Raw genomic sequence first — 21,701 nt, forward strand, 5'->3', positions numbered from 1 at the left:
TTTCCAACCCTTTTTTTTTGATCATTACTTACCGGTATAGGTGTGATGCTCGTTGATGAATGGTTTTTTATTTAGATTTTCTGCGTTTACGATTTTAACCGCTGTTCGTGGCGGCGGAAAATCATATACCTTATGGAATAAAAATGATTCTTGCGATATGCTATACTTTTTGTTCATAGTGCACTTTTTTGAGAACAAAATCAAATACTTCTCAAGGTGTGACATCTCGCGAAACGTTCATTGGGTGGATCGCGATACTCCGCCGGTCTAATTTCTCTTCAGCTTAGTTGTCGTTTCGTGGCTCCAATTTGATAAAATGCACTTTCCTTCGCTTAAATTCTAAAAAAGGAATTGTACTAATCAATTGTTTATTTATATCTTTAGGAGATTTTTACACTGAAAAACAGACATCACACGCCTATGAGATTGCATCGATACCACGTATTGGTTGTGTTAATTCTTTGCCTGACAACGCTTTTTAGCTGTAAGGGGCCGACGAATTCCGGTGAATTGGTCGGTGTAAGGCTTAATAAATTGAAAGCAAATAAGACACCTCATGGCATGGTTTTGATCCCTGGTGGCACATTTATCATGGGCCAATCCGATGAGGACATTACTTTTTCGCAAACCGCCCAAAACAGGCAAGTAACCATCGCTTCGTTTTATATGGATGACACAGAGATATCGAATAGCGAATACCGGCAATTTGTAAATTGGGTGCGTGATTCCATCCTTATTACCAATTTTTTAGCGGATGACAGTTATTTTGTACAAGGTAATAATGATGAGCGATATATCGATTGGAAAAAAGTGAACAGCAATTCGCCTTGGAGCATGAAGGACCAAGCCGTTCGAGATCGTTTATCCAGCATGTACTATCAAGGCGAAGATCGTATTTTTGGTAAGAATGAACTGGATGTACGCCTGTTAAAATATCATTTTGAATGGTTCGACCTTCGTGCGGCCACCGCTGCTCGAGGCGATCGTAGCCGCTCCCGCTCGGAGTTTATCATGCGCGATACGATGTTGATCTATCCGGATACCACCGTTTGGTTGAACGATTTCAGTTATGCACAGAATGAACCCATGGTAGAAGGTTATTTTTCACATCCCTCGTTTGACGACTACCCCGTTGTGGGCGTAACCTGGCGACAAGCACAGGCATTTAATACTTGGCGCACACGCTTATTCAACAATGCTGCCGCTTCCAACAAGCAAATGGAACGTTTACCTTATCAATTGCCTTCGGAGGCCGAATGGGAATATGCCGCCCGTGGTGGAAAAGTAGGGATGCAGTTCCCTTGGGGAGGTCCTACAGCACGTAACGCCAAAGGGTGCCTGATGGCGAACTTTAAACCCGGACGTGGAAATTACATGGATGATGGCGCTGCTTATACCGCGCCAGTTTATTCCTACTGGCCTAATGATTTTGGACTATATAACATGGCCGGTAATGTCGCCGAATGGACACAGTCGAGTTATAATGAATCCGCAAATTCTTTTGTGCACGATATGAACCCGACCTACACCTATCATGCGAAGGCTTCCGATCACGAAACATTAAAACGAAAAGTGATCCGCGGTGGTTCTTGGAAAGATGTGGGTTTCTTTCTGCAAAACGGAGCTCGTCAATATGAGTATCAGGATACAGCTAAATCCTACATCGGTTTTCGCTCGGTGACCCGCTACGTGGGCGTGGCGAATCGATAGTTATCATAATCAACTTATACTTTATAGATCTAACTAAACATGGCAAAGAAAAGAAAATTTAAACTGGGTATCAACACGTTGATCAACTGGGGAGCAACGGTGGTGATTATAGGGTTGATGTTTAAAATTCTTCATTTCAAGGGAGGAGAGTGGATGATCGGAATCGGCCTTGCCGTAGAAGCATTGCTATTCTTTATCATGGGCTTTATGCAATCTGAACCAGAACCTGATTGGACAAGGGTTTATCCGGAGTTGGATGAGGATTTTCGCGGCGAATTGCCACAACGCTCGACTGCATTGCCTGCCTTGGCGCAACCCCTGGCGGTCGGTAATACTGCCGCGCTGGACAAACTATTGCAGGATGCTAGAATTGATGAAAATTTAATCGGTAATCTTGGTGACGGACTGCGTACTTTCGGTGATAAAGTCGCGTCGATAGGTAAGGTGGCTGATACGGCCGCTGCAACGAATCAGTTTGCTGATAAACTGAATGCCGCCTCCACGGGCGCAGCGCAGCTAAGCCATGCTTTCGAGCGTGCTGCAGCTGATTTGCAGACGTTCAATGATTCTTCCGCAGATATGCAACAATTTAAGGAACAAGTAAGCACGTTCAACAAAAACCTGAGTTCGCTGAATGCGATCTATGGTAACATGTTGTCGGCGATGAATACCAATCGCGCGTAGCCTTGGGAATTACTCATTGTTCTTATTTATTGATGAAGACATATTATGGCAGGTAAGAAAGAGACGCCGAGACAGCGGATGATCGGAATTTTATATTTGGTGTTGCTGGGTTTGGTAGCACTCAATGTAAGTGATTCTATTTTGGACGCTTTTAAAAACCTTGGCAATAGTTTAGGCACGTCCACACAAAATACACAGGCAGGGATCGACAACATGTTTCTGGCTTTTCGGGAAACCAAGTTGAAGGAGAATCCCGAACGGGCCCAGCCTATCCTTGACAAGGCGGAGCAGGCACAGGCACTGGTGCAGAAATTAACAAATAAAGTGAAAGAACTCAATACGCTGCTCACTAGCGAAGGCGGGGGCATGGATGAGGAAACCGGCGATGTTAAATACCGCGGATCTACCGATATATCGGCACGCCTGATGATCAATGAAGGACGCGGTAAAGAATTACGCGATCTTGTGTCGGCAACGAAGATTGCATTGCTCAAGCTGACGAACAATGAGGTGGGCCTAACGCTCGATGCAGATGACCCTGCTGCAAGGGCTGGTATCAAGAAAACTTGGGAAGAGGCTAACTTTGGAGACGGTATACCGTTGACTGCAGCCATCACCGCATTGGAGAAAATAAACGCAGATGCAAAAAATGCGGAATCAGCGGTGGTAAAACATATTTTTGGGAAGATGGACCAAGCCGTGGTGAACCTTGACAAATTCGCTGCAGTTGCCGTGGCGCCGACATCCTACCTGATTCAAGGACAACCCTACACGGCAAAGGTATTCTTGACGGCCTATGATTCGAAAGCAAGTCCACAGATAACAGTTGGCGGAAGTAGCCTTCCTGTTAGTGATGGACAAGGTCTTTATCAAGTGAATACCGGTTCGCCGGGAGTGTTTACCTGGCAAGGAACAATACGTGTGCAGCAAACCGATGGTAGCGTGAAAACCTATCAAACCGAGCCCATGACTTATCAGGTGGCAAAGCCTTCGGCAGTCGTTTCTCCCGATGCGATGAATGTGCTTTATATTGGTGTCGACAATCCCATATCGGTTTCTGCTCCCGGTATTGCTAGCGAGAATTTGGATGTGTCAGGAACAGGGGTCTCTATAAGCAAGACGGCGGGCGGGCGTTATATCGCCCGCGTCAGCAATGCTGGTGAGGCTACGGTGAATGTTTTGGCTCGGGTAGACGGCAAAGCACAACAAATAGGAAGTTCAAAATTTAGAGTCAAACGTATTCCAAAGCCCACAGCACGTGTTGCAGGAAAAACAGGGGGACGCATTTCGGCTGCGCAGTTGCGTGGACAGAATGTGGTATCGGCGTCCCTGGACAATTTTGAATTTGATGCTAAATTTAAAATATCGAAATTTAACATGTATATCGCGAAACCGAGGGTTGATCCGATAGGGCCTTATCAAGCTGCTGGCTCCTCGTTTTCTGCGCAGATGAAGACCGGTTTGGGCGGTGTGACGGCTGGATCAGTGGTCATGATATACGATATTGTTGGGGTAGGCCCCGATGGTGTTGCTCAAAACTTGGATCCGATCACGTTCCAAGTAACGAATTAGACTGAAAAAATTTGGTGAAATGAAGAAAATTGCAGTTTCATTGATCGCTGTAGCGTATTCTTTTGTAGCATTTGGGCAACAAGAGAATCTTTCGAACAGTACAAAGCCGATTCACGCAGAGGAACCGGTGGATGGATATGTTAAGAAAACCGATATGGAAAACCGGAAGGTTATTCCTTATGCGAATATCCGACAAACCGATATCGCCTATTCCAAGCGGGTATGGCGGGAGATCGATTTGCGCGAGAAGATGAATAAAGCGTTTGCATCGCCGAAGTCTAAACTGATCGATATTATTATTGATGCCGTAATGAAGGGTGAACTAACGGCATACGATCCCACACCAACGGAAAATGATCCTAACGGAGATAGTTTTAAGAATGTGCTTCCTGCTGATCAGGTGATGGCTCGTTTCGGTGGAGACAGCGTGTTGGTCGAAGAATTTAACGAGAACAACGAGGTGGTATCTTCACGTTACGAATCGAAAAGTTTCAGTGGAGATAATGTGATTAAATTTCGGATCAAAGAAGATTGGATTTTCGATAAACAACGCTCTGTTTTTGAGCCGCGTATAGTTGGTATCGCGCCTTTAATTGTGCCGCAAATACCGGGAATGGATAGTAACGTGGGGTTACAGCCGGTCGATGCTGTCGCGGGGCAGCCGACGAATGCAGATCCTTTCGATCCTTTTGCTGTGCCACCCGTACAAGAGAACAATACAGGTGATGCGGAGGCTAGCCCTAACGTGCCTACACCGTTAGTGAATAACACCTTTGTGCCACAGGTTGACCCCACACCGGCGTTCTGGATCTATTTTCCGGAAGCAAGGCATATTCTGGTCAACAAAGAGGTCGTTAACCGTAGCAATGATGCAACAGGACTCAGCTACGACGATGTCTTTATTAAACGCATGTTTGCCAGTTACATTGTCAAGGAATCCAATCCGGAGGATCTTCGCATAAAAGATTACCTAAATGATGGTGTGGAGCGTCTCTACGAGTCGGAACGCATAAAAAAATCGCTGATGGACTACGAACAGGATTTGTGGTCTTATTAACGAAAGAAGGTGATAGCAGTCATTGCTAGTGAAAGGAATATCTGTTAAATTGCACCTATTTAGAAAGGTTAAAAATAGTGTGAAATTTGTTCTTTCGATAAATTTTTTTTTTTTTTAAGTTTGTGCATAGACGATAAGTAAAAAAGAACGCGTGAAACTAAAACCAGTAGATAGTATATCAGGAGTCGCACCCGCTGAATTTGTTCGGGATTATCTGAACAAAGGTCAACCTGTCATTATCAAGGACTTTATAAGTAAAGATAGTGCTTGTTGGAAGAAGTGGAATTACGATTATTTCAAGGAAATAGCTGGTAATGAGATCGTAGACATTTATGGGAGAGAAGAAGAGTCCCAAAACCATGCTGCAAGTCCACCCATTGGGCGGATGAGCTTTGGTGAATATCTGGATAAGATCAGCTTAGAACCGACAGAGCTTCGTTTGTTTTTGTTTAATCTGCTGAAAATTAGGCCGGAGCTGAAGAAGGATGTCATTTACAACGACGTAACCGGAGGGAAGGTTTTGCAATGGTTGCCTTATATGTTTTTTGGCGGCGAGGGATCGGCAACACGTAACCACTTCGATATTGACATGTCACATGTCTTCATATCACAGTTTCAGGGAACCAAGCGTATTTGGGTTTTTCCAAACGATCAGTCGGACTTGATGTACAAATTACCGTACAATTTCCATAGTATCGCAAACCTTAAAACCAGTGATCCCGAGAAATATCCAGGGCTGAAATTGTTGGATGGTTACGAAGCTTTGATCCATCCTGGCGATACATTATATATGCCAGCTGGGTGGTGGCACTACATCCAGTACGAAACGGAGGGATATTCCATTTCCGTGCGTGCTTTGGCAAATTCGTTAAGCGAAAAAATCAAGGGTGCAAGAAACCTATTTATCACGAGGCATTTCGATGACACCATGCGGAAAATCTTTAAGCAAAAATGGTTGGATTACAAGATCGAAGTTGCGAAGAAAAGAGCGCAGCGCGGAATTCGTAAAAGAAGTTAATAAAAAAGGGATCGTGAAGATCCCTTTTTTATTACTTGTACATTTGCCGATTGCTAGGATAAAGCAGCGACAAAATCATGGATGGCTTTCGCTGGATCGCTTGTTTTCATGAAATTTTCTCCAATGAGAAAGCTGTTGAAACCTGCGGATTTCAGGAGCTTAATCGTATTGGGGTCAGAGATACCACTTTCAGATACTTTAATGTAGTTATCCGGAATTTTGTTGACCAAACCATAGGAATGTTGAAGATCGACGGAGAAGTCTTTTAGATTTCGGTTATTGACTCCAATAGCATCGATCTCTGGAATGATGTTGAGTAAAAGCTCCTCTTCGTTGTGTACTTCCAAAAGAATGTTGAGTCCCAGAGATTTTGCATAGACAGCAAAATCCTTGATCGTATCGGTCGATAGACAGGCCGCAATCAGCAGGATAATATCCGCACCGTAAGCTTTTGCTTCGGCAATCTGATAACGATCTACAATGAATTCCTTTCTTAAAAGTGGTATGTCGAGTACCTTTCTGGCTGCCGTGAGGTCTTCCAACGATCCTTGGAAGAAATCGGCATCGGTTAGCACGGATATAGCGGAGGCCCCAGCTTGCTGGTAGGCAAGCACGACCTCTTCCACGGTCGAGCTTGCATTGATGACCCCTTTTGATGGTGATGCTCGCTTAAATTCAGCGATAATACCCGTGCGCTCGGGATGCAGTATGGAATCTTTAAGTGGATGGCAGCTGCGACTAAAAAGCGGATATTGCTGCAGCTCTTCCAAGGGAACCTTGGCTTTTGCGGTAGCAACCTCGATAGCTTTTTTTTCGACAATTTTATCAAGTATGGTCATTTCTTGTTCTGAGAATTAAAGGTCTATAATTATTTACGTAGCCAATTTTCAATTAGCTTTTTTCCGTTTGTCGTTAGTATGGATTCCGGATGGAACTGCATGCCCCGCACATCATGTTCCACATGAGACAGCGCCATGATCACGCCTTGGTCGTCAACGGCGGTTACCTTTAGGCAGGATGGAAGCGTGGCGGCAGTGACGGCCCAGGAATGGTACCGTCCTATTTTGGAGTCGCTGGGGAAATCCTGGAACAGCTTTTCCCCAGTGTCCGTCACTTGGATGTTAGTAGCTACCCCGTGCAAAGGTTTCGGCATATTGTAGAGCGTTCCGCCATACACTTCGGCGATGGCCTGTTGGCCTAGACAGATGCCCAATATGCTTTTGGAAGCTCCATAGGTGCGGATGACATCCATCAGCAGCCCAGCTTCTTTTGGTATGCCGGGGCCGGGAGAAAGCAAGATCTGATCGTAGTCGGCCACCTCTTCCAGCTTGAATTTGTCGTTTCTCCAAACGATATAGTCTTGGTCAAGCTCTTGCAGGAGATGCACCAAGTTGTACGTGAAGGAATCGTAATTGTCTATTACCAATATTTTATTGTTGCTCATAACCGTTTTATGCTGATTGCGTTTGTTTATAGCTAGCCTCGATTGATTCGAGATCTTGCTTTTGTTTAACGTTGAAGTCTGCTAAAGCTATGTTTGCTTCTTGTGCCGCAAGGTATTGCTGGCGAAGATCAAGCAGCTCTTGAATGCGGATGTCGATCGTTTCGATCGAGGTTTTGAAGTGAGCGCGTGTCTCACAGTATATTAAAGGCCTGATCATAGTGTTTCGGCTATTTCGAGTGCCCGGCGTAGTGCCGCAATTTTGTTGTTAACTTCCTGCAGTTCCTTTTCGGGGTCTGAGTCCAGTACAATACCGGCTCCGGCTTGGTAGTGGAGCATATTGCGTTTGCTCAAGAAGGACCGGATCATGATGGCATGGTTGAAATCGCCGTTAAATCCCATGTAACCGAGCGCGCCCGAATAGAAAGATCGCTGCAAGCCTTCGTATCGGTCTATAAGCGTGAGCGCCATGTGTTTTGGAGCGCCCGAAAGTGTTCCTGCCGGATAGGTGTCGCCCACGACATCAAAAGGGTTCGCGTCGGCATTGAGCTTACCAGATACCTTGGATACCAAATGTATAATGTGCGAGTAGTATTGCGCCTCTTTGTAAGATTTTACCTGCACCTGCGTACAGTGTCTGCTCAGGTCGTTGCGTGCAAGATCAACCAGCATAACGTGTTCGGCAGATTCTTTTGGATCGTTTTTCAACGCTTCTGCAATCTTTTCGTCCTCTTCCATATCTCCGGTTCTTTTGAAAGTACCGGCAATCGGGTAAATAGTAGCTTCTTTTTTCTTGATCGTCAATTGCGCCTCGGGTGATGAGCCGAACAACTTGAAGTCGCCGTAATCAAAATAGAAGAGATAAGGAGATGGGTTGACGGATCGTAAGGCGCGGTATACGTTGAATTCGTCGCCGGAAAAAGGCGTAGAGAAGGCGCGCGATGGTACGATTTGGAAGACGTCACCACGTTGTATGTGGGTCTTCATTTTTTCTACGAGTAGTTTGAACGCTTCGTCAGACATGTTGGAGGTCTCGCCGCCCTGCCGCTTAAATTGGTATTCGGGGAAGTTCTTGTTCTGGATCAGGTATTCCATCCGGTCCAATTGGGAAGGCTCCTCATCCAATAGGTTTTCAAAAATGTACAGTTGGTTTCTGAAATGATCTATCGCGATGACGTAACGGTATACATGATATTGCATATACGGGATGTCGCGAGTTTCAGTTGTGGCACAGGTCAGGCTGATGTCCTCGAAATGTGCAATGGCGTCGAAGGTAAAGTATCCAAACAGTCCGGAGGATATCACGTTGACCCCTGGAATGGTTGTTTGGGAGAACTGCTGACGAAAAAAGGATACCTCTTCGCGCAGGTTGATCGCGGAAGCATCTTTGATGGTTATCTCCTGCTTAGGGTAGGCGATGCGCAACTGTTCTTTGTTCAAAGTTATGCCAGCAATGGGATCACAACAGATATAACTGATGTTATTGTCGCGGCTTTGGTATTCCGAGCTCTCTAGAAGAAGGCTGTTCGGGAAGATGTCCCGCAGACGCAAGTAGATGCTTACCGGCGTTGTCGTATCGGCCAGCAGCTGCTTGTGGTTTGTTGTCAGTTTGTAGTGCATATTTTCACGATCAAAAGTAAACGTTCTAAAATAATTTTTTGTGTCCTGTTGCAAGAAAATCGACCGGCAAAAAAAAAGCCCGACATTTAAACGTCGGGCTTGATCTTCACAATGGTTTTGGTTGATTATGAATATTTTATAACATACCAAATTAAGTCCCGACGCTATTTGCTTCGAGCCACCACCAGTTTGTATGTAAGTTTCTTGTTGTCATTTGTACACCGCAAATTTATCATTATTTTTTGTTTATCAAATTTTATTTGAAAAAAAAACAACGATTCTTGGCAAATGTTAGTCATTCAGCAAATCCGGGCGACGTTGTTTGGTGCGTTCCAACTGTTGTTCGTCGCGCCATGCAGCAATTTTCCCTTCGTGCCCGCTAAGCAAGATATCGGGTACCTTATGCCCACGCCATTCCGCTGGGCGCGTATAGATAGGGGCATCCAACAAACCGTCCTGAAAGGAGTCGGATAAGGCCGATGTCTCGTCGGACAGCACGCCCGGAATCAACCGCGCGATGGCATCCACCAAAATCGCTGCCGGAAGCTCGCCACCAGAAAGTACATAATCGCCAATGGATATTTCTTTTGTAACAAAGATATCCCGGATGCGTTGGTCTATTCCTTTATAATGTCCACAAAGAATAATAATATTCTCCACCGACGACAGCTCGTTCGCAATCTGTTGGTTGAGCGTGGCGCCATCCGGCGTCATGTAGATAACTTCGTCATACTTGCGTTCACTCTGCAATTTTTCGATACAGGCCGCAAAGGGCTCAATCTGCATAACCATACCCGATCCACCGCCATAGGGATAATCGTCTACGGATTTATGTTTGTTATTGGCATACTCACGCAGGTTATGCACGTGAATATCTACAAGATCCTTTTTTTGTGCACGCTGTAGGATAGAGTGTGCAAAGGGACTTTCCAGTAGTCCAGGTAATACGGTAATGATGTCGAAACGCATATCCAAAGATAGAAAGATAATGGGAGTTCAGAGGAAATGTGTTTGGGATTTTATACGAAGCTGTTTACCCGTTTTTTTAAAGATACATCTAAAATTATTGTAGGTATTTTTACCTAGTTTTTAGGTTAAAATACTTGTTTTGTTTATTTTTTACTTCCAATGTTTTGATAGACTGTAGTTTATGAGCTTTTATTACAGCAATTAGTTTTCATTTGTTGCTAATGGTTGTTACAAAAAATCTATACAGTATTTATTTATTTGTATTAGATTGAAATGATTCTAAATAGTCTGTAATGTTTCTTTAATTGGTGTTTATTTAGAATAATATTCGGATTAAAGTTCTTTTTAATTTCGAATTATCAACTTTTGTCTGTTGCTTTCTTTTTCTGATATCTACTAAAATATTGCTTTTTTCATCGAAAAGTTGGTTTTATATTTCAAAACTTGCAATAACAACTTGTAGGTTTTATCTTTGTCATCCGTTTTAACATAATTTAACAAATGTTTTAACGGCTTTTAACATTCAATATTTTTTTTCTTATTATTGAGATTAATAACAGAGATATATTGAAATTAATAACTAAACACTAATTTTATATGAAACAAAAATTACTCAGTTTTATTTTTGTGTGGACCTGCCTGATTGGATTTGCTTTCGCACAGAATCGGCAGGTGAGTGGTAGGGTTACATCCTCGACAGATGGGGCGCCTGTCGGCGGTGTTTCTGTGGCCATCGTTGGAACATCGTCAGCTACACAGACAAATTCGGACGGAAGTTATTCAATCTCTGTAGCAGATGGTGCTACTTTATCTTTTAGCTATATAGGCTATGTTAGCCAAAGAATTTTAGTTGGCGCGCAAAGCGTAGTAAATGTTGAGTTGGTGAATGAATCCGAGGCATTGGACGAGGTCGTTGTAACTGCACTTGGTATCTCGAAAGAAAAGAGAGCACTTAGTTATGCGACTCAGGAAGTGAAGGCTGACAAGTTGACACAAGCTGCAAATAGCAACTTAGCAACTGCTATTCAAGGTAAGGTTTCTGGCGTGGAGGTAACTCCTTCTTCTGGTATGCCAGGAGCGTCTGCGAAAATTACTATTCGTGGATCTCGATCATTTACTGGAAATAATACGCCTTTATATGTAGTCGATGGCATGCCTATATCATCTACTTCTGATGTTTCTACCGGTAACTCTGTCACAGGCTCTGATTATTCATCGCGTGGCTTGGATATCGATCCAAATGATATTGAAAGCATAAATATCCTAAAAGGTCAGGCTGCCTCGGCTTTGTATGGTATGCGTGCGACCAATGGGGTTATCATTATCACAACTAAAAGTGGTAAAGGTGCTGGAAAAGGTAAGGCACAAATCACCTATAATTCCAATGTGTCTTTTGATAAAGTAGCCGTACTTCCAGATTTCCAAAATACCTATGCTCAAGGTGTAAATGGAGGATTTAATCCTACAGCTTCCACGTCATGGGGACCGCTTATTAGTGATTTAAGTAAAGATCCTACCTATGGTGGCGAAACTCAAAATGCCTACACTGATCAATTTGGTCTAAAACCTGGTCAGTACTACGTTAGGCAACGTGCTTTGGCAGGTCTTGATCCTTGGGCTACTCCCCAGTCCTATGACAATGCAAAAGAGTTTTTTGATGTAGGAACTACTTATAATAACTCTTTGAACGTGATTCAAGGTTTCGATATTGGTAGCTATACCTTGTCCTTAGGTTCTACAAATGCAAATGGAATTGTTCCTTCTACTGGTTTAGATCGTTATACGGCAAAATTGGCATCTGAAGTTAATCTTTCAGATAAGTGGAAGACAGGATTTTCAGGGAATTACGTGAACTCTAAAATTACTAAGCAAACCGGTGCGAACAATGGTATTATAGCTACGCTTTATGGCGCTCCAGCATCCTATGACCTTAAAGGAATACCATCACACATAGAAGGAGATCCTTTTACGCAGAATACTTATCGCGGAACAACGGGTTTCGACGGAGCTTATTGGGCTGTCGACAACAACGTTTTCTCTGAAGCGACTCAACGTTTTTTTGGAAGTGGTTATACCCAATATTCTACGCAGCTTGCTGACAACCAAAAGTTAACATTGAAATACCAATTAGGTGTCGATTCATATACGTCAAATTACACCGATCTTTGGGGATACGGCCATGCAAACGGACGAGGTTCTGTCGAAAATTACCACTATTCTGTGACGGAATTGAACTCCTTGGGAACGGCCATGTATAATTGGGAAATTAACGACGATTTAGTGTTCGATGCTTTGATCGGTAACGAAATTGTTAATAGAAATCGTAGACAAGATTATGCCTATGGAGCTAATTTTAATTTTGCAGGATATAATAATATCAATAATGCGTCTACCTATACCGCTAGCCAAAGTTTGAGAGATACCCGTACTTTTGGTACGTTTGCCAATCTATCTCTTGCATTTAGAAATATGTTGTTTTTAAACGCAACGGGTCGTAATGATATTGTTTCTTCTATGCCGAGGGGGAACAGATCTTTCTATTATCCATCTATTTCCGCCGGTTTTGTTTTTACAGAACTTGAGAGCGTTAGAAATAGTATTTTAACGTTTGGTAAGTTGCGTGCTTCTTATGCTGAAGTAGGTCAAGCCGGCGATTATTACGAATCTTATTACGCTACACCTACCTATGGAGGCGGGTTTTCCAGCGGCACCCCAATTATTTATCCTATTGGGTCCACGGTTGCTTTCACTCCATACGATATCCTTTATGATCCGAATTTGAGACCACAGAATACGCAGTCTTATGAAATCGGAACAGATTTGACGTTTTATAATGGTTTAATTGATTTGAACTATACATTTTCTAGACAGAACGTGAAAGATCAAATTTTTCAAGTACCATTAGGGGGATCATCCGGGTACACAAGCCTCATGACGAATGGTGGACGTATTCATACTAATGCGCATGAGTTAACCCTAAATGTTTCTCCATTTAGAGGAGAGGAATTCAAGTGGACGTTTGGATTTAATTTCTCAAAAATTGATAATTACGTGGACGAATTAGCGGATGGTGTCGAAAGTATTTTCTTGGGAGGATTTACTGAACCGCAAATTCGCGCAGGTATCGGAGCTAAATTCCCTGTGATTTATGGTGTTTCTTATTTGAGAAATGATGCAGGCCAAATCGTGGTCGACGAAAACGGCTTACCACAAGCTGGTGAAGAAAAAGTAATAGGTACGGTTGCGCCAGATTTTTTACTTGGCTTTAATACAAATTTAGAATACAAAAAAATTAGATTATCTGCGGTCTTAGATTGGAAGCAAGGTGGACAGATGTATCACGGTACAGCTGGTATTCTTGACTACTATGGTGTGACGCAAAAGTCAGCGGATTTTAGAACAAGTGAGGGGTTTTTGTTTGAAGAGGCAGCTGTGAAAGAAGTTAGTCCGGGAGTATACGCTGATAATGATATACTTATTGATGGAGCCGATGCATTTACATATTTTAATGCTAAAAATGGTATCTCCGAATCTTCTGTGTTTGGCACATCGTTCGTTAAATTGAGAGAGGTGGCAATAGGCTATCCTGTGTATTCCGGTTCTAAATTTAAGGTAGATTTGAATGCTTTTGCTAGAAATATTATCCTTTGGTCAGAATTAAAGGGATATGATCCAGAGGTTTCGCAAGGTAACACGAATATGTCTGGTGCGTTTGAACGTTTTTCGTTACCGGGAACATCTAGTTACGGTTTAGGTGTCAATATTAAATTCTAAGAGAAATGAAATTTAAATTAAATACGATAAAATTTTTAGCCATTGGGTTGTTAACGCTTCCTGTCGTTATCCAATCTTGCTCTGAGGACAGAATGGACGAGATTAATAAAAATGTTAACAATCCCGACGATGTCCAGGCTAAATTTATACTTGCAGACGTTATAACAAGGACTGCATTTAGCAATGTGGGTGGAGATTTTAACACCTATATTTCTTCTTATGTTGAGCATGAGGTTGGTACACATAATCAATTGTGGGACGCCGAACATCGAGTGAATCAGCCCTCGTTGGCGTCTACTTTTAATAATACGTGGGGAAACCTCTACACGACCTTGCGGGATGCTAAAATTATCATAGAGAAATGCTCTGAAGGCGGTCCTCAAAGTGGGAATAATGCAACTTTGGGTATGGGACAAGTGCTCGCAGCCTACAATTTGGCATTACTTACTGATATGTTCGGTGACGTTCCTTTCAGCGAGGCTTTTAATCCCTTTGAAAATAAGACACCGAAGCTAGATAAGCAAGAGGAGTTGTATACCCAAGTAGTTGCTTATTTAGATGCTGCAATCGAAAATCTTCCAAAGGGAGATACACATGGCTCGGGTAATGCGGCTAGCCATGATCTATTGTTCGGCGGTAATGTAAGTCGATGGATTAAATTTGCGTATGGACTTAAGGCGCGTTACGCGATGCGGTTGTTAAATGTCACATCTAATCGTTCGGCTGCATTAGAAAATGTAATCGACTTTGTAGATCAGTCATTTGCAAGCGCTACCGAAGCGGCTTCTTTTAATGTATACGATGCGCAAAATCTTAACCCTCTTTTTGATTTTCAATGGTCAAGAGATGGTTTGGCCGCTAGTCGTAGCTTAGGTAATAAATTGATTGAAAGAAATGATCCTCGCTTACGTAGGAACTTTACAAATCCAGATTGGTCTCAAGTTGGTAATATAGCTACTGGCAATGCGAATTATAATCTTCTCGCGCCCAATGGTGAAAATGATCAAATTCAATATTTCTATTTGACATCCACATTTGTATTTTCGCAAACTGCTTCTACTCAATTGTTGAGCTACCACGAATTAATGTTTTTAAAAGCAGAAGCAATGCAACGTCTAGGCCAATCTGTTTCGCAGATAGAGCCGGTTCTTAAAGCAGCAGTGGTTGCTGCTATTGCAAATTCAGAAGCTTCTGTTGAAGCTGCATTTGTTGCTCCAACTGTGGCCGCATATGGTGGAGTTACCGAAACAACGGCTGATATTACGGGCGAAGAAGCTGGTCAGTATTTTGATACTTCGGTGAAGCCTTTGTTTACAGCAAATCCTTTAAAGGAAATTGAAATACAAAAATATTTGGCATTTTCAGGCGCTTCAGGCGAATCTCCAGAAATTTATAATGATATCCGTCGCTGGAAAGCCTTAGGTGAATCCCATATTGTTTTAGAGAATACGAAAAGATTCCCATTACGATTACCTTATGGTAACTCTGAAACTACTACGAACCCGAATGTTCAAGCAGCATACGGCGACGGGCGGTATGTTTATTCAGAAAACGTTTGGTGGGCAGGCGGAACTAGATAAGTTTTCCTAATATTCACTACAATATTTCCGAGAGTTTTTTGGACGTGGATATTCACGTTCTTCAATAGAATAGATCCCAGAAGTTTTTGAAATCTTTTGGGGTCTTTTTTTTACTAGCTTTTTCACTGTTCCGTTTGCAAAGTTTCATTCTGAGCTATACTATCTTTAAAGTTTTCAACCCAGGTTTAACTTTATGTATTTTTGCAGATTTTTGTTTGACTCTTCAAAAATTACATATGTTTTTTCGTTGGTAATAACGTCTATACGAAAAGAGAAGAAGGTATTGGCACCTAAGTTTCGTTAGTTTATTTCAGATGTGTATCTGCGGTTAAATCTTAAGTTGGATTTTAAGATGTAGAGCGCCCAGCGGTTTTGTAAATGTGATGCGTAAGTATCATTGCCATTAATCATCCAATTGAAGCCTTAGCTTTATTTACCAATATCAACGCGCTATCCCTCATTCGCTTCACAAACTATGTTAACTTGGTTTGCGTTGAAGGTACTGATTTTGTAACGAATTTTAGTTTGTGCAATTATGCAATGTGGAATTTATATGAGGTTTTTTCGACATTCGCAACAGCTGGTGTTCCTAATTTTTTCTGCATCACAGGCCTATGCCGATTTCTACATTGATTCTTAAGGGTGAAAAAATAAACATTAAGTAAGTTGTCTTCTAGGAAGCGAAGATGTGGAAGTGCTGCACATAAATACTTGAGAAATTGTTAGTCGCACGTCTGAAAGGATTGATTGCAGCGGGTGATGGCGCCGATACTTAAATTTGGCGTACGTTCGGTTTAAGTAGCAAAAAAAGAGACATATCAGAGGGGGGATCGTATTGTGGGTAAAGAACTGCTTACGGCTAGCAACTGATTCCTTGTTGCTGATCGAGAAATCGTGATCGAATGCACTAGTTTTGATCACAACTTTTTTAGTTCATTTTAAATTGTAAAAGAAGAGCATTTTGTCTAATGCAAACTTAATATTATTCCTTTTTTGGTTTTTCGCTGGCTATTTTGTTTGGAACCGATAAATTCTAGCTTGATCTATTGCATTTATGTAAGTTTATACTTCTGATCAGTCTCAGGGTTCAGGTTTTCTCTGATGCTTCTGCTGTTAATGAATTAGCTGCTGTTTCCAGATATGTTTTTTTCAGTTTTTCCCTTTCTGGTTAACACTTATCTTGAATATTCTTCGCGATGAGTTAATTGTTTTTTATTATTACAAATGTAAGCCGCATTTCGGCGTTAATTTTATTTTACAGTTCCAGTTATTTCCCTTTTTTTCATTTCGTAAAAAAAGGCTTTTTATGCCCTTAAAGTGCTATTAATGGTATAAAACTTTATTATTCAAATATCTTTGTATTTAATTTAGTAAATTTTATTTTGATTTTGTTGTTTTTGCATTTATATTAGCAAACGTAAATGTTAACGAGTGTTAAAATTCACAGACTACTAACTAGAAATTTGAAAAGCTCCCTTAGACAAGGAGTCTTTATTAACTAAACAACAAACAACGATGAAACAAAATTTACTAACTAAAATCTGTGCCCTGCTGCACTAACAAAAGAAGCTAGATCATTTAAGGTTCAATTCTCGGGCTAGGCGACGATGTATACAAGTGTTCACTTTTTAATCATTCTTGCTTTTCATTGTTTTTCTATTTCTTATACCTGCTTTTTACTGGGTTTGGATGACTATGCTCTTTTTTTGATATCTATTTCAATCTCTATTGAAACTAGCTATTCCAGCGCTAAACATTGCAACTAACAAATCCCGAAAGGGAATTATCTAACTAAACAACAATAATCAAATGAAACAAAAATTACTCAGTATTCTTTTTGTGCTGACCTGCTTCGTAGGGGTTTCGTTCGCACAAAATCGGCAAGTGAGTGGGAAAATTACTTCTGCAACGGACGGGAGTCCTATTTCTGGCGCAACGGTATTATTAAAAGGTACATCGACCGGTACACAAACTGATGTCAATGGAGAGTTTATTATTTACGCACCGGAGGGAGCTACATTAATTGTGCGAAACATCGGACATATAGAAAAATTGGTTTCGGCAAACTCAACTGTTTTAAATATTTCGTTAGTGTCTAATGAGGCCGCACTCGATGAAGTTGTTGTCGTGGGGTATGGCTCAGGTACAAATTTATCAACAACGGTTGGATCAGTAGCCCGTGTTTCTTCTAAGGATATAGAAGGCCGTCCTACAGCGAATGCACTTGAAGCGCTTCAGGGTAAAGTTCCTGGCTTGCAGGTGTTCACCTCTAGTGGAGAGCCTTCTGCTACCCAATCCGTTCGCTTGCATGGCGTCGGGTCCTTAGGTGCTAGCTCAACACCATTGTATGTGTTAGATGGGGTTCCGGTATCGCCTAATTCGATAGTTTCCATGAATCCCAGCGATTATGAAAGTATAACCGTGCTGAAGGATGCGTCAGCAACATCAATTTACGGTGCTCGGGCCGCAAATGGTGTTATTTACTTTACTTCAAAAAAGGGTAAGAGAGGCGAAAAGGCAACTATTTCGTTACGCTCGCAAATGGGGTGGTCGAATCTGGCTACAACGAAAGCACAGGAAAATTTTATGAATGCAGATGAGCTATTGAATTTTTGGCTGGAAACAGGCTATCGTACGCAGGCTCAGGTAGATAAGCTTCGCGAAGATTATCCAAATGACACAAAGTGGTATAAATATTACACCAAAGAAGACGCTCCGATGCAGCAACATGATCTGAGTATTTCGGGAGGTTCTGATAAAACAACATATTTCCTTTCATCAAGTTATTTTGATCAAGAGGGGTTGATGTATAGATCTAATTTTGACCGGGTAACATTAAGAAGTAATATCGATTCACGCCTTAATGACTGGATGCGTGTGGGTTTAAATTTATCAGGAGGCTATGATGTACGCGAACTAAATGGTTGGGGGGCAAATAGTACAAATGGAGGTATCGCTTTATTGGCGCCGCCATTTTATACACCGTTTGATGAGAACGGGAATGAGTATTACGACAAGCAGATTCCGGGCTGGGCACGTTGGTCTCCGCGTTATCTAGCGGATAAGAATCCTGCTGACCGAAAAAGAAAGCAATTTAATCCTACAGGCTATGTCGAGGTAAAGCCAATTAACGGCTTGTCGTTAAAGATTCAAGGAGGTATGGATTATACAGGAGATAGATATAGCTACAGAAGACTCCCTTCCTATGGATCTAATTTAGGAAATGGCGAAGGAGGAGAAGAGTCCGATGAACAGTTAATGCGTACAATTCAAAATACAGTAGAGTACAGATTCTCGGTATCTGAAAAGCATAATCTTGCATTTTTGGCCGGTCACGAATATGTTGACTATACCCGTGAGATATTCAGTGCGTCCTCTACAGGAATGACTGATGACCGATTGATTTTGTTACCAGCTGGGCCTAACAATCGTAATGTAGGACAGTCAAAGGTGGAATACGCATTTAACTCATATTTTGGCAGAGGTAGTTATAATTTCGATAATAAATATTTCTTTGACGCAACAATACGACAAGACGCCTCTTCAAGATTTGGTGTAAATAATCAAACTGCAACGTTTTGGTCACTTGGTGGTATGTGGAATGCTAAATCAGAAGAGTTTCTCAATGATGTCGAGTGGGTCAACGATTTTAAAGTAAGAGCAAGTATTGGTACATCAGGTAATTCGGAAATTGGTAATTACAATAGCTTGTCTACTGTAGGTACATCGATCTATAATGGTGAGACAGCTTGGGGCGTCGGTGCTCCTGGTAATCCTAGCTTAAGTTGGGAATCACAGCGTAAATTGACTATTGGATTCGCTACAACATTGTTTAGTAAAGTGAACTTTGATCTAGAATATTATCATAGAACTACTGATAATATGTTGGTGTCTGTACCACATCCGTACACTACGGGATTTAGTGACATTACTAAAAATGTCGGTTCGTTACAGAATCAAGGTTTTGACTTATCTTTGAGCGTGGATGTTTTGTCAGGTAACGATTATTTCTTTACCCCTTATATTAATTTAAACTATAATAAGGAGAAAGTGACAGATCTGTTTCAAAACAAGGATTATTGGATAGTACCTAATACCGGTGTTTCTTGGTCAGTTGGGCAACCTGTAATGTATTTTTATCCTATTGTTGCAGGTGTCAATCCAGAGACGGGATTGCAACAATGGTTCGTGCCAGGAGAAGATATAGCACAGACAAATAAAGATCCAGAAAACGTCACTTCCGTATTTAATGCTTCAAACCTCCAGCAGAATACGGGAATTAGACGGTATCCACCATTTAACGGAGGATTTGGTTTTGCCTCTGGTTACAAAGGATTTTCCGTAGATGCATTTTTTGCTTTTTCCCAAGGAAAATACCTGATCAACAATGACCGCTATTTCTATGAAAATCCGTATAACTTTGCAGGATTTAATCAATCGCGTGATGTGTTAGATTACTGGAAAGAACCAGGAGACGTGGCTAGATTTCCGAAGTACGGACAAATTAATCAGTTTGACTCAGGTTTGATTGAAGATGCTTCGTTTTTGAGGTTGAAAACGTTGACGATATCTTACCAACTACCGAAACGTATCCTTGATAGATCTAAGTTTTTTACAGGAGCACGTATTTTTTACACAGGTCGTAACTTATTTACTGCAACCAAATATTTAGGTCCGGATCCAGAGGTTGACAGCAACTTGACTTTAGGGGTGAATCCCAACACTAAACAATCTATGTTTGGTCTAGAAATTCAGTTTTAATCATTAAAAATAGAGTAAGATGAAATTTAAATATATAAAATCTTTAATCGCAATCTCAGTGCTGTCTGTCGCATCCTGTGATGTAGAAAGATTTCCCTTCGATGCAATAGAGTCTGGGCAGTCATTTGGAAGTGTGAGTGATGCAGGAAACTGGAGTAATCGTTTGTATGTGCAGATGCGTGGTAATGTATACGGTCTGTTAACCTATTCCCAAGATGTACAGGCAGACCAGCTTAATGCTACGTCCGATTACGGTAACCGAAACGGTGGGCCACATCGTTGGAGCTTTTTGGCTGACGACTATACAATTCGTGATGTGTGGCAATGGCAATACAACGCCTTGACGAACATAAATACCATGTTAGCCGGGTTTGAAACCATTACCCCGGCCAATGCAGAGGAGGAAGCTGAACTGAATTTGTACAAAGGGGAAGCACATTTTGCGCGTGCTTTTTATTACCACAATTTGGTCGTAAGGTTCGGGAAAATGTATGATCCAAATACTGCCACTTCAGATTTGGGAGTTCCGTTAGTGTTAATTCAGGATCTCGACGGAAATCCGGCACGCGCTACCGTAAAGGAGGTCTACGATCAGGTTTTAGCTGACATAGGAGAAGCCAAAAGCAAGCTTCAAGGCGTTACAGGAACTGCTGGTTCAATCAGATTTACCATTGACGCTGTCTTAGCGCTAGAAGCAAGGGTGAAGTTGTATATGCAAGATTGGGCAGGAGCAAAAACTGCGGCAGAGACTTTAATTAACTCAGGCAAATACCCACTTTATTCTACTGCAGATAATGTGAAGAATATGTGGCATAGAGACCTTACGGGTGAAGATATTTTGAATCTTGCTGTAAGTGCACCAAATGAACTGCCTAATACTAATTCTATTTATTTAGGCTATAACGCGGCGCAGGATTTCTTTGTGCCGGATTTTATTCCCTCAAAGTGGGTAGTAGACAGCTATGCGGACAACGACTATCGGAAAAATGCATATTTCCTAAAAGACGACCTGTACATATTAGGCTCTTTAAGATCTGGTTATTGGATGGTGAACAAATACCCCGGAAATCCGAGCCTTTTCACGTCCAACGTAACCAATTACGCGCATAAGCCTAAAGTATTTCGTATTGGAGAGTCTTATTTGATTGCTGCAGAAGCAAGTTTTAACGCTGGAAATGAGGCTGACGCGATCAAACATCTGAATGCTTTAAGAGTTTCTCGCGGACTTTCATCTGTAAATCTTTCGGGAACAGCACTTTTTGATGCAATTAAGTTGGAAAGAACTAAGGAACTAGCATTTGAAGGCTTTAGATTAGATGACTTAAGACGTTGGAAAGAAGGATTTACAAGACGGGATCCGCAGACTACGGAGTTTATACAAACTGGACCGGAGTTTAACACAAAATCAGTTACTGCGAACGATCCTAAATTTACTTGGGGTATTCCTGAGAGGGATAGAACGGTAAATCCAAATATTGTTCAGAACACGGGCTGGTAATCTTTTTCGATTTGCTG

15 protein-coding genes are annotated in these 21,701 nt (G+C 41.8%); 9 read left to right on the top strand and 6 right to left on the bottom strand.

Annotation, left to right across the window (positions count from 1 at the left end):
• Positions 1-24 precede the first annotated feature (24 nt).
• Positions 25-177, bottom strand: a complete 153-nt coding sequence (locus SCB77_RS14290) for a hypothetical protein (protein WP_320182688.1) — start codon at positions 175-177, stop codon at positions 25-27.
• A 243-nt stretch (positions 178-420) separates the two neighbouring features.
• Between SCB77_RS14290 and porK the strand changes: the two genes are divergently transcribed.
• The 5 genes from porK (at position 421) to SCB77_RS14315 (ending at position 6,041) form a co-directional block, all read left to right on the top strand.
• Positions 421-1,710: a T9SS ring complex lipoprotein PorK/GldK gene (porK, locus tag SCB77_RS14295; RefSeq protein WP_320182689.1), complete on the top strand. Its 1,290-nt coding sequence runs from the start codon at positions 421-423 to the stop codon at positions 1,708-1,710.
• A 39-nt stretch (positions 1,711-1,749) separates the two neighbouring features.
• Positions 1,750-2,394 carry a type IX secretion system motor protein PorL/GldL gene (gene porL, locus SCB77_RS14300; protein WP_320182690.1) on the top strand — a complete coding sequence of 215 codons (645 nt, stop codon included), beginning with the start codon at positions 1,750-1,752 and terminating at the stop codon, positions 2,392-2,394.
• Between the two features lie 45 nt (positions 2,395-2,439).
• Complete coding sequence (gene porM / locus SCB77_RS14305) at positions 2,440-3,966, top strand: type IX secretion system motor protein PorM/GldM (RefSeq protein WP_320182691.1); 1,527 nt, start codon at positions 2,440-2,442, stop codon at positions 3,964-3,966.
• A gap of 19 nt (positions 3,967-3,985) precedes the next feature.
• Positions 3,986-5,023, top strand: a complete 1,038-nt coding sequence (porN, locus tag SCB77_RS14310; RefSeq protein WP_320182692.1) for a type IX secretion system ring subunit PorN/GldN — start codon at positions 3,986-3,988, stop codon at positions 5,021-5,023.
• A 151-nt stretch (positions 5,024-5,174) separates the two neighbouring features.
• Positions 5,175-6,041, top strand: a complete 867-nt coding sequence (locus SCB77_RS14315) for a cupin-like domain-containing protein (protein WP_320182693.1) — start codon at positions 5,175-5,177, stop codon at positions 6,039-6,041.
• A 53-nt stretch (positions 6,042-6,094) separates the two neighbouring features.
• Here the strand turns inward: SCB77_RS14315 and trpC are convergent, their stop codons facing one another.
• The 5 genes from trpC to trmD all read right to left on the bottom strand — a co-directional run bounded on the left by trpC (position 6,095) and on the right by trmD (position 10,071).
• Positions 6,095-6,880 carry an indole-3-glycerol phosphate synthase TrpC gene (gene trpC, locus SCB77_RS14320; RefSeq protein WP_320182694.1) on the bottom strand — a complete coding sequence of 262 codons (786 nt, stop codon included), beginning with the start codon at positions 6,878-6,880 and terminating at the stop codon, positions 6,095-6,097.
• A gap of 29 nt (positions 6,881-6,909) precedes the next feature.
• Entirely contained in the window at positions 6,910-7,485 is a 576-nt protein-coding gene (locus SCB77_RS14325) for an anthranilate synthase component II (protein ID WP_320182695.1), read from the bottom strand.
• Between the two features lie 7 nt (positions 7,486-7,492).
• Positions 7,493-7,702, bottom strand: coding sequence for a hypothetical protein (locus tag SCB77_RS14330; RefSeq protein WP_320182696.1), 210 nt, complete (start codon positions 7,700-7,702; stop codon positions 7,493-7,495).
• Positions 7,699-9,102 carry an anthranilate synthase component I family protein gene (locus tag SCB77_RS14335; protein ID WP_320182697.1) on the bottom strand — a complete coding sequence of 468 codons (1,404 nt, stop codon included), beginning with the start codon at positions 9,100-9,102 and terminating at the stop codon, positions 7,699-7,701. Before SCB77_RS14335 ends, SCB77_RS14330 begins: the two co-directional genes overlap by 4 nt.
• Before the next feature lie 291 nt (positions 9,103-9,393).
• Positions 9,394-10,071, bottom strand: a complete 678-nt coding sequence (trmD, locus tag SCB77_RS14340; RefSeq protein ID WP_320182698.1) for a tRNA (guanosine(37)-N1)-methyltransferase TrmD — start codon at positions 10,069-10,071, stop codon at positions 9,394-9,396.
• A gap of 597 nt (positions 10,072-10,668) precedes the next feature.
• Between trmD and SCB77_RS14345 the strand changes: the two genes are divergently transcribed.
• From SCB77_RS14345 to SCB77_RS14360, 4 genes are all read left to right on the top strand, one after another.
• Positions 10,669-13,845, top strand: coding sequence for a SusC/RagA family TonB-linked outer membrane protein (locus SCB77_RS14345; protein WP_320182699.1), 3,177 nt, complete (start codon positions 10,669-10,671; stop codon positions 13,843-13,845).
• Positions 13,846-13,850: 5 nt separating this feature from the next.
• Positions 13,851-15,425, top strand: coding sequence for a SusD/RagB family nutrient-binding outer membrane lipoprotein (locus tag SCB77_RS14350; RefSeq protein WP_320182700.1), 1,575 nt, complete (start codon positions 13,851-13,853; stop codon positions 15,423-15,425).
• 1,809 nt (positions 15,426-17,234) lie between these two features.
• Positions 17,235-20,186, top strand: coding sequence for a SusC/RagA family TonB-linked outer membrane protein (locus SCB77_RS14355; RefSeq protein WP_320182701.1), 2,952 nt, complete (start codon positions 17,235-17,237; stop codon positions 20,184-20,186).
• A 19-nt stretch (positions 20,187-20,205) separates the two neighbouring features.
• The gene (locus SCB77_RS14360; protein WP_320182702.1) at positions 20,206-21,684 is read left to right on the top strand and encodes a RagB/SusD family nutrient uptake outer membrane protein; all 1,479 of its coding nucleotides are present in this window, start codon (positions 20,206-20,208) and stop codon (positions 21,682-21,684) included.
• The last annotated feature ends 17 nt before the right edge of the window (positions 21,685-21,701 follow it).

Source organism: Sphingobacterium bambusae, from assembly GCF_033955345.1.
GTDB classification, from domain to species: domain Bacteria; phylum Bacteroidota; class Bacteroidia; order Sphingobacteriales; family Sphingobacteriaceae; genus Sphingobacterium; species Sphingobacterium bambusae.